This window comes from Streptomyces sp. HNM0645, assembly GCF_030056615.1.
Taxonomy (GTDB): Bacteria; Actinomycetota; Actinomycetes; order Streptomycetales; family Streptomycetaceae; genus Streptomyces; species Streptomyces marianii.
This window is the reverse complement of the sequence record NZ_JASHLT010000071.1, coordinates 18,631-27,876: the sequence shown is the minus strand read 5'-3', so window position 1 is coordinate 27,876 and position 9,246 is coordinate 18,631. Positions and strand designations below refer to the sequence as shown.

General features: G+C 69.0%; 9 protein-coding genes. 7 read left to right on the top strand and 2 right to left on the bottom strand.

The window, feature by feature from the left end; all coding sequences use genetic code 11:
- Nucleotides 1-158 precede the first annotated feature (158 nt).
- From QMZ92_RS33425 to QMZ92_RS36175, 6 genes are all read left to right on the top strand, one after another.
- The gene (locus QMZ92_RS33425; protein ID WP_283301330.1) at nucleotides 159-1,214 is read left to right on the top strand and encodes a M23 family metallopeptidase; all 1,056 of its coding nucleotides are present in this window, start codon (nucleotides 159-161) and stop codon (nucleotides 1,212-1,214) included.
- Nucleotides 1,215-1,263: 49 nt separating this feature from the next.
- Nucleotides 1,264-1,980 carry a hypothetical protein gene (locus QMZ92_RS33420; protein WP_283301329.1) on the top strand — a complete coding sequence of 239 codons (717 nt, stop codon included), beginning with the start codon at nucleotides 1,264-1,266 and terminating at the stop codon, nucleotides 1,978-1,980.
- Between the two features lie 127 nt (nucleotides 1,981-2,107).
- The gene (locus tag QMZ92_RS33415; protein WP_283301328.1) at nucleotides 2,108-2,314 is read left to right on the top strand and encodes a hypothetical protein; all 207 of its coding nucleotides are present in this window, start codon (nucleotides 2,108-2,110) and stop codon (nucleotides 2,312-2,314) included.
- A gap of 201 nt (nucleotides 2,315-2,515) precedes the next feature.
- Entirely contained in the window at nucleotides 2,516-2,833 is a 318-nt protein-coding gene (locus QMZ92_RS33410) for a hypothetical protein (RefSeq protein ID WP_283301327.1), read from the top strand.
- Between the two features lie 87 nt (nucleotides 2,834-2,920).
- Nucleotides 2,921-3,088 (top strand): hypothetical protein, encoded by a 168-nt coding sequence (locus tag QMZ92_RS33405; RefSeq protein ID WP_283301326.1) that lies wholly within the window; start codon nucleotides 2,921-2,923, stop codon nucleotides 3,086-3,088.
- A gap of 272 nt (nucleotides 3,089-3,360) precedes the next feature.
- Nucleotides 3,361-4,074: a hypothetical protein gene (locus tag QMZ92_RS36175; protein ID WP_349307788.1), complete on the top strand. Its 714-nt coding sequence runs from the start codon at nucleotides 3,361-3,363 to the stop codon at nucleotides 4,072-4,074.
- Here the strand turns inward: QMZ92_RS36175 and QMZ92_RS36630 are convergent.
- Nucleotides 3,986-6,529, bottom strand: coding sequence for a site-specific integrase (locus tag QMZ92_RS36630; protein ID WP_283301324.1), 2,544 nt, complete (start codon nucleotides 6,527-6,529; stop codon nucleotides 3,986-3,988). The genes QMZ92_RS36175 and QMZ92_RS36630 overlap by 89 nt on opposite strands.
- A complete protein-coding gene (locus QMZ92_RS33390) occupies nucleotides 6,526-7,695 on the bottom strand; it encodes a tyrosine-type recombinase/integrase (protein ID WP_283301323.1) in 1,170 nt (389 codons plus the stop codon). Before QMZ92_RS33390 ends, QMZ92_RS36630 begins: the two co-directional genes overlap by 4 nt.
- A 315-nt stretch (nucleotides 7,696-8,010) precedes the next feature.
- Here QMZ92_RS33390 and QMZ92_RS33385 point away from each other — a divergent pair, with 315 nt between their 5' ends.
- A complete protein-coding gene (locus tag QMZ92_RS33385) occupies nucleotides 8,011-9,201 on the top strand; it encodes a hypothetical protein (RefSeq protein WP_283301322.1) in 1,191 nt (396 codons plus the stop codon).
- Nucleotides 9,202-9,246 lie beyond the last annotated feature (45 nt).

Here is a 9,246-nt window from a genome sequence, read left to right as displayed (position 1 = left end):
CTCATGGGTCTCGACAACCACATGATCACCAGCACCGTGCCTGCTCTGCTCTCCGGGCTCCCATGCCGCACCAAGGACATGACGCCACGTCACTCACGAGACCGGCGAACCGGACCAATCCCAATCGCGCAATGGCCCTGGGGGGTGGGGTCGCAGCGATGCTCGCTGGAACGCTCTGCCTGCCACTGATGCTCGGCGCCGGCGAGTCGGACGACGGACCGCAATGGGAGGACTCCTGCACGCCCAGCAGCTCCACGATGCAGGTCGCCAGCAAAGAGCAGGAGATACCGGCCGCCGAGCCCGGGGGACAGGTCACCGTGCCCCTGAACCCTCAGGGAAAGCAGCAGAGCGTCAACTGGACCGAGGAGCAGCAACGCAACGCCAGCATGATCACCAACGTCGCCCGCAGCCGCGGCCTGCCGCCGCGCGCTGCGGTGATCGGGGTGGCCACCGCCATCCAGGAGTCAATGCTCAAGAACATCCGCTACGGAGACCGCGACTCCCAAGGCCTCTTCCAGCAGCGCCCCTCACAGGGCTGGGGCACCGTCGCGCAGGTCACCGACCCCATCTACGCGAGCAACTCCTTCTTCGAGCGCCTGGCCAAGGTGGACAAGTGGCAGACCAAGCCGCTCACCCAAGCCGCCCAGAACGTCCAGCGCAGCGGCTTCCCCGACGCGTACGCCAAGTGGGAGAAGACCGCCGGTGAACTCGTGGTCAAGAGCTGGGGCAAGAAGGCTGTGCTCACGACCACCTCCGGATGCGACGCCGTCGAGAACGCCGCCAACTCCACCGACGCCAAGAGCAAAGGTGGATGGGCACTGCCCGTGGAGAACTCCCGCGTCACCACCCCCTACAAAGCCGGCGGCGGCATGTGGTCCTCCGGCAGCCACACCGGCGTCGACTTCCCCGTCGCCACCGGCACCAAGGTGCAGGCCATCGGCACCGGCACCGTCGTCGAAGCCGAATGGGGCGGCGCATACGGCAACAACATCGTCATCAAGATGAGCGACGGCAAGTACACGCACTACGCCCATCTCTCGAAAATCTCCGTGAGCAAGGGCCAAACCGTCAAAGCCCGCCAGCAGATCGGCTACTCCGGCTCCACCGGCAACTCGTCCGGCCCGCACCTGCACTTCGAAGCCCGCACAGGACCCGCGTACGGATCCGACATCGACCCCCTCGCCTATCTCCGCAGCCACGGACTCTCGCTCTGACCCACCCGAAGGAGGAAGGCCCGCAGCACCACGCCGCGGGCCACACACCATGAACACCAGCACCCGCTACCAGGTCCACATCAGCCGCGACGGCCAACTCCGCATCGACAGCGAACCGCAGGTCGTCCCCGACGGAGTCGACCCCTCGCAGGTCGTCATCCAGGTCCTCCACATCGAAGCAGCCGGCGGCGGCCTGCCGGTCCTCGTCCAGGTCCAGGACGACCGCACCAACTCCCGGTTCGACATGCAGGTCATGCCCGACGGCACCACCCAGGCCCCGGGAACCCCGGTTGCTGCTGCAGTGCCACAACCGGTGGCGACCGAGCCGCAGCAGCAGCCGAGCAGTCTCTTCGGCCGGCTCGCCGCCGCCCAGGCCGCCGGCCGCGCCCACGACTTCGACACGGCCATACCGGCTGCTGACGCCATCCTTCAGCAGCTCACCGCCGAACAGGGTGACACGGCGGCGGCGACCCTCGAGGCGGCGCAGTTCCGCGCCGACCTGGCCTATCTGAGCGGCGAGTATGCCTTCGCCACCGCCTCGTGGACCTGGCTCGCCCTCGCCTGGTACGACCGGCTCGGACCCGGCAAGCGACGCACCCAAGTGGCGGCTCAGAACGCCGCCCAGGCATGGATGCAACTACCCCTGCACGAGGCAGGCCCACTGGCCTCCGAGCTGGTCAACATGCTCCTGGAGGTGGTAGCCCCCGAGCGCACCGCATCCATCCGCGCACAGATCGCCGAGCGGCTCGGTCAACCGAGCAAGTAGTTGCAGCACATGCGCCGTCGGGTCTTGACAACCTAACAACATCAGCCAACTGCTACAGTCATCTGTCACGAGCATAACAACCCTTACGCGCGCAAGAGGCTCGACAGCAGAGGAGGCAGGACCAACCATGTGGCGCCTGATGGTGTTCCTCCAGGGGGTCCTTGGGCTCGGCGTCGTCGTCATGTCGCTGGTCAGCGTCCTGATGGTGGTCCGCCACGACGGCCCGAGCCTCGAGCTGGCGCAGTCCGTTGGCCTGCTCGTTCTGCTCCTCGGTCTGCTTCTGGTCACCGGGCGCCGGATGACCGGGCGCTGGTTCAGGTGGTCGCGCCGCTGACGCCAGCCCTCCCGGCCGCGGGCAGGCCGAGGTCTCGCCCCACAGCTGCGCATGCCCGCCCTTGGAGCCCGGCGAAGCCCCGCCCTACGGCGGGGCTTCGCCGTTTCGGCACTCCCTTGTGCCGGGCACCGCGATCGTGGCCGCATCGGGCGGCGTCCGGGCATACAGTGCTCCGGAGAATCCGGCGGACGAGGGGGAGCGGTGAACACGGCGGCCTGGCTCACGTACGTGTCCCGGCATCTTCCACGGCGCCGCCGCCCCGTCGCGGTCGCCGCCCAGGCCATCGCCTCCTGGAGCGCCGTAACGCGCCTGCAGGCCCGAGGCCACCTGCTGTGGCCCGCCCAGCAGATCACCGAGGCCCGGCGGGCGACCCAGGCCGCCCTCGACGATCCGGACCGGTCCCTCGCCACCGTGCCGGACACGCTCGACATCACCTTCCCGCCCCAGGTTCGCGATGCTGGCCCGGGCGCGGAGCAGCTCGCCCGCGCCCTTCGCCAGGCCCGCCGCGACGCCGAGTAACTCGCCACCGCTGCACCGCGTGTCATCCGCAGGACGCTCAGGCGGCTGGCCGTCGATCTCGCGGAGGCGGACGAGACGTTCGACCGTGTGTGCAACGACGTCCGCGGAGCAGACCTGCGCACCGCCGACCTCACCCACCTCTACCTCGGCGGGCTGCGCTGGGACGTCGCCACTCAGTGGCCCGAAGCGTGGCGCGAGCGGATCCGTGCCGCATCGGACCCGGTGGACGGTATCCACCAGATCAGGGATCACTGACATACAGCGTCCCGGTGGCCCGGGGGGACCACCGGGACGTCAAGCTCTAGCGTACGCAGCACCGTTCACCTGCGTGCGGGGATCACGGGAATTGACCGGATGCGGCCGCCGAGCCAGGCCACCACCATCCCCTCCCGGGTGCCGCCCCCAGGTGTCACTCCTGCTCCAGCAGCCTCAACTTGCCATTCTTGTGGACTCCTTGACGCACTTCTTCTCCAGCCGGAGTACAGGGTGGGCCGACAAGGCCGGCGACCGACACGAAGGAGAAGACGATGGCCGAGACCAGTACCCGCCAGACGGCGGTCACGCAGGCGATCACGGTGGGGATGGCGCGGCGGCCGGGCACCGAGCCCCCGTGCGCCGACGGCTACGACCTCCAGCGGCGCGGGCCGCGGGTGTGCGCCGCCGTCGTCGACGGCGCAGGCCACGACGCGGCAGTCGTCCGCTACGCCCAGGCGGTGCCGCCGGTGATCACCCACATCGGCATGACCATGGGCGGACTGGCCGCCCTGACCACCGCCGGACAGATGGCCCACGCCTACGACACCCCGCCGCATGCCTCCGCCGTCTACGCCCGCATGGAGCCGGGCCAGCCCACCACGATCCACTGGATCGGCGACTGCCGCGCCTACGCCCGGGACGGCGCCACGCTCACCCAGTGGAGCACCGACCAGAGCATGGGGCAGGCCGGTCCCCGCATCACGGTGCACATCGTAGAACCGGCGCAGGACCGTCTCGCTGTGCACGACGGTGGCCGGAGCGTATCCGGATCCGGTCGACGGCTTCCCGGTCACCGGGTTCGCGGCACCGGCTCCCCGTACCGCTCGCGGGCCCTGGGCCTTGATCTTCCTGGGTTTGACGGTCTCTTGGATCCAGCAGCTGAAGTCCCGGGCCTCCCTACGGGTCGCCCGGTTCCAGGAAACGTCCACGGCCTGCAGGAACCGCCACCACCGCAACAGATCCATCCCGTAGGAACGAACCGTTGACGGCGCTTTCCCCGCAGCCAGCAACTCCTGAAAGTAAACGGCGACCGCCTCGACGGCCGCTCCGTCGGGATCGACCAGCCGGTAGGGCTCGTACCGGTCGCCGGTCTCCACCAGCCGACCCCACCGGGGAACCACCAGGGCCGCCAAATCTCGTCGGGGAGCATCGTTCATCACGACCGGTGACCGTAGTGCTCGATAACTCCATCCGCCCACTGAACTGGGCAATCTCTAGGGTTCGTTCAGTCAACGGGGCGTGCTCGTGCTTGCAGGGGGTGCCATAGGGGCGGCCGCAGGTGCCGAGGGAGACCTTGCGGAGCTCGAAGTGCTGCTGGAAGTCGTGCCACTCCGCCGCGGTCGGCTCGCGATATTCCTCTTGGGGGCGCTCGGCCCGGCGCCGGTCGAGGAAGCCTCGGTAGATGCGTACCAGGTCGTCCTGGAAGACGGCGAGGTATGCCTGGGTGGTGGTCAGTGTTTTGTGACCGAGGATGCGGGCTGCGATGTGGACGGGAAGTCCGCCGGTGACGGCCTCGGTCGCGAACATCCTTCGGAAGTCGTGCGGTGTGTAGCGCAGTGGCTCGCCGGCCTGGTCGTGGAGTCCGGTGGCCTCCAGGGTCCGGTCCAGGGCGCGCTTGATGGCGGCCTCGCTCATGACCTGCGGCTGCCAGTAGGGGCGGCGCTGGAACAGGTGCGGCAGCCGGGGGCCCGTGACGCGCTCGTGTGAGTCGTAGCGGGAGACCAGCGGGACCTTCCCGCCATTGGCGTCGCGCAGGCGCTTGATGATCGTGGCCAGAACGCTGGCCAGTTCGGGGCTGACCAGCAGTAGGCGTCCCTCGTTGCTCTTGGATGGGACGATCTGGAGGAGCGGGACGACTTCGTTGGTGTCGGGCAGTTTGTAGGAGACCAGCGCGAGGTGGGTGAGCTCGGTCAGTTCTTCGGCGCGAACTCCGGTGTGCCGCAGCGTCTCGATGATCGCCCAGGCCCAGAAGGCGTCATCCTCCACGAGGCTCTGGTTGATCCTTCGTCCGGTGCTGCCGACCTCCTTGATGAAGACGTGCCGTGAGCCGTGATCGAGGCGGCTGGGCACCTGGTTCACCCTGGGGAGGACCCGCAGGTAGCGCGCCTCACCGTGCTCGAAGGTCTCGTTGAACGGTGTGGCGCGGGCGGCCTCCAGTAGAGCGACGGACTCTCGGTGCACTCGCTCGGCTGTCTCCAGCAGCACGGGAAGATGAGGCAGCCGCTCGCGGACTCGCTGGTGCATCCGGGAGGTGGTCTGCTTGTAAATCTTGTGGTTCCCGGCGCCGTCGCCCCGGGTGATCGGGCTTGGCACTGCCCATGGGACCCAGAACGGGTCGTCGTGCGCCCACTCCTGAATGTCGAGGTAGAAGCCGCGCACCCGCATCATGACGTCGATGCGCGAACGGCGCTCTTTGACCTCTCCGCTCTTGTTGACGTAGGTGACCAGGCGTTGTTTCCAGCCGTCGACGACATCGTCGGGCAGCCGGAGGGTGTCGATGCCGGGGTGGTGTGCCTCGATGTCCGCCCAGAACACGCCGGCCAGTTCGCGTACCAGTCCCCGGAAGGTGCCGTAGTCGATCCCGGGGCGGCGTTCTTCGAGGTAGCGGACGAGCAGGTTGCGGACCTGCGTGGACTGGATGTTGTAGGCGTCGACCAGCTCGGCGGTGGGCCTCTGCCCGTGCCGCAGCGCGTCCTTGAGGGTGTCCTTCGAGTCGATGACGCCGGCGCCCCGCAGCAGATCCCAGGCGCTGTGGGTACCCACGTATGCGTCACCGGTCTCCCGCCGCCCGACGGCCCGCAGGTAGAAGACGTCCTCGGCGGTGAGCTGAGCGAGGTCCCGGCCGGTGTGCAGAATGATCGAGGAGATGACCCGCAGGCCCTCGTCGATGTGCCGGGGCATCATGCCGATCTCGGCGCCGAAGTCGCGCATTCGCTCCAGCTGGCCAGCGGGGAACATCTGCTGCACGTCCTTGAAGAGCCGCATCGCCTTGTAGCCGCGCAGGAAGACGTAGCGCGGGAGAACCACCCGGCTGATCAATAGGCTGTTGAGGCCCATCATGAGCTCGTTGCGCCTGGACTCCTCGCCGCGCGGATCGTCCTCGTTCAGAGCCAGGATCAGCTCTTTGCCCCGGTCCGCCCCGGCCGCAAGCCACCGCCCCTGCCACCCATCTTCAGGGAAGGTCAGCAACCAGTCGAGGATCTTGGCAGCCCCCGCGAGCCGGACAGTTCCGGGCCACATGCCGCGGCTGTACGTTCTCTGCGGCCAGAGCGGCGAGGTCGGCAGCAGGGCCAGGACCTCGTCTCGGGTGAGGTGGTCGTGCGGGCCGACGCGTTCCTTGTTCGCTTTGAGGTCGTGCTCGATGAACAACGGCTTCGTCGGCGCGGGGCCGGTTCCGGCCCGGCGGACGGAGTTGGCTCGGCGGCCTCCCTGTAGCGTCACGCCTGGCCACCTCCGAACAGCACGGCCAGGTCGCTTGCCTCGTAACCGGTCGCGACGCCGGTCGGCACGGGGTGCTTCGCGCGTTCCTCACGGTCGGCGAGGTACTCCTGAACCCGGGCGATGACCTGCTCTTCTTCCTCGACGAGATACACGTCGGCGGTGGTGCTCAGGTTGGCGTGACCAAGGATGGTCTGCACGTCTCGCAGCGACAGCCGCTTGTCCCGGGACATCCGCAGCGCGGCGGTGTGCCGCAGGTCGTGCATCGACCAGTTCGTGCCCAGCAGGGCGTTGGTCCGGCGGAACACCGCGCGCAGGGCCTCGTAGTTCATCGGCTGGTAGGCCAGCCCGGCGCCGTGGTCACGACGCCGGAGTGTCCACCACAGCGGAGCCTGCGGGTCCAGCGGCGGGCCCTCGCTCTGGTAGAGCCGCAGCCAGATGAACGACTCAGGGCTGGAGGGAAGCCACTGCTCGGCCTGGGAGCCCTTGCGCTCGACGCGTACCAGCTGGTCGCCCCAGTCGACGTCGACGCCGCGGACCCCCAGGAGCTCGGAGGCCCGTGCGGCGTTGCTGATGCCGAGCGCGAGGATCGCCCGATCCCGGTTGGACCGCAGGGCCGCGAACAGCTCGTTCCACCGCTCGTCCGACATCTGCCGAGGGCGCCGGCGCGGGACCTTGGGGTTGTAGCGCAGTCGGCCCTCGCCGCCGCAGGGATCCAGCGGGTTGTGATGGGCATGCGGGCGGCGCCTCGCGCTCCGGGCCAGCGGTACCGGGTTGACCAGCGGGCCGCTGCCCGACTCGATCCAGAACTCGTAAGAGCTGCGGAGTACGGCGTTGCTGTGCCGGATCGTGCGCGGCTTGTAGAGGTCGTCCAGGTACGGCTTCTTGGTGATCGTGTTGGTCGTCCCCGCGGTCGCCGCCGAGTGTGTCCGCGCCGACGTCCGAGGTTTCGTCGTGACCCGCAGCCACAGCACGAAGTCGCGCACCTCGGCGGACGTGGCCCAGTCCCATTCGACCTGGACCACGCGAAGCCATCGCCACCAGCGCAGGAGATCGAAGGCGTAGCTGCGGACGCTGCCCGGCCGGTTGTCCCGAGCGACGAAGTCGATCAGGAACCTGCGAATCGGCTCCACCGCTCTTCCCTCCTCGTCGAAGACCAGCCAGGGCACCGCCCCCGCTCCCACGGCTACACGCCCCCATCTCGGCAAGCGGATCAACTGGATGTCACGAGATGCTGCGTCCAACTTCGTTGCGCTCCTTCGTCGTTCGGATGCGCAACGTCTACCGACTAGGCCATGCGGGGGATGCGCTCATCTCCGGCGTGTCGTGCGGTAGTCCGGTCAACACCTCGGTGCCGGCCCCCACTTCTCTCGCCTATTGCGAGCTGTTGCTTCGGTCATGGCCGGGCGTGCGCCCGTGCTGGGCGGGCCTGGTGGCGCCGGCCAGCGGCGAACCCACGGCGTCGGGGCAGCGAGAATGGCGGGATGGACGGACTGGGTGGGGCGCTGGAGCGGGCAACTGCGGATGGCGATGTGGTGGACGGCTGGCTCCAGGGGCTGGCGGGCAATCAGGTGCTGCCGGTGGAGATCCTGGCCCGGCTGCTGGAGTTCGACGAGCTGCCGATGCCGAGCTTCTGGCTCAAGCACAGGACCTTGGATGCCGCAGCGACGGAGCTGCTGGTGGCTTCGCCGCAGATCCAGCACCGGCTGGACGTGACGGAGAACGCGACGGCGGACGTCGACGTGCTGGCCCGGCTCGCGCGGGATCCGGAACCACGGGTCCGGTTCGTGTACGCGGTGATGCTCTTCGAGTACAAGCGCCGTATCCCTGCCGGGGTGCTGGAGATCCTGGCGCAGGACCTGGAACCGAAGATCCGGCGGATCGTCGGCGAGAGTGAGAAACCGCCCGTCGCGGTGCAGGAGCCGCAGCCCGTGCTGATGGCGGAGCAGCGGGTGACGCACCCGGATCCGGCGGTGCGGATGAAGGCCGCTGCTGATCCCGAGGTACCGACCGTCCTGGCCCTGCGACTGGCGGAGGATCCCGAGAACGACGTCCGGCTCGCGGTATCAATGCGGGAGGAGCTGACGGAGGAACAGCGCACGGCCATCCCTTGCACGGTGTGGCAGCACTTCTGGTCGCCGCCGCCCTGGATCGCACGGCAGGCGACCGACCCGGAGGCGGCCCGCCGGATCGCGCGGTCGGCGCACGTCGGGCTGCGGCGGGTGCTCGCGGCTCAGCCGCACCTGACGCCGGGCGTGGTAGCCCTGCTGGCCGCGGACGAGGACGAGTGGGTGCGGCGCACATTGGCCGAATCGTGCGAGGACGCGCCGCACGAGCTGCTGGTGGAGCTGTACGCCACGGTGCAGGACCGGTACTGGTCGGGGTACCGCAACCACCGCAACTTCGCCCGGCCCGGGTTGGCGCGGTTCGCCGACGACCCCAACCCGCGGCTGCGGCACGCCGCGTTGGACGACCCGGAGGCCGGGCCGGAGCTGGTGCTGCGGCTGGCCGACGACCCTGAGGTGGGTGGCTGGGCGGTGCGCGACCCCAGGCTGCCCGCCGACGAACTGCTCCGGCGGCTCACCCTGCCGGCACATGCCGCCGCTGCCGCAGGCAATCCGGCACTGCCGGTGGCGGTCATGCACCACCTGCTGGACCTCGCCCGGGCACGCTGACCTAGGCGAGCGGCTGATGCATGGCTTGCAGGGCGATCAGCCCGC

Coding starts and splice junctions, on each gene's coding strand:
- QMZ92_RS36175 (WP_349307788.1), top strand. CDS start 3,361: ATGGCCGAGACCAGTACCCGCCAGACGGCGGTCACGCAGGCGATCACG.
- QMZ92_RS33420 (WP_283301329.1), top strand. CDS start 1,264: ATGAACACCAGCACCCGCTACCAGGTCCACATCAGCCGCGACGGCCAA.
- QMZ92_RS33385 (WP_283301322.1), top strand. CDS start 8,011: ATGGACGGACTGGGTGGGGCGCTGGAGCGGGCAACTGCGGATGGCGAT.
- QMZ92_RS33415 (WP_283301328.1), top strand. CDS start 2,108: ATGTGGCGCCTGATGGTGTTCCTCCAGGGGGTCCTTGGGCTCGGCGTC.
- QMZ92_RS33425 (WP_283301330.1), top strand. CDS start 159: ATGCTCGCTGGAACGCTCTGCCTGCCACTGATGCTCGGCGCCGGCGAG.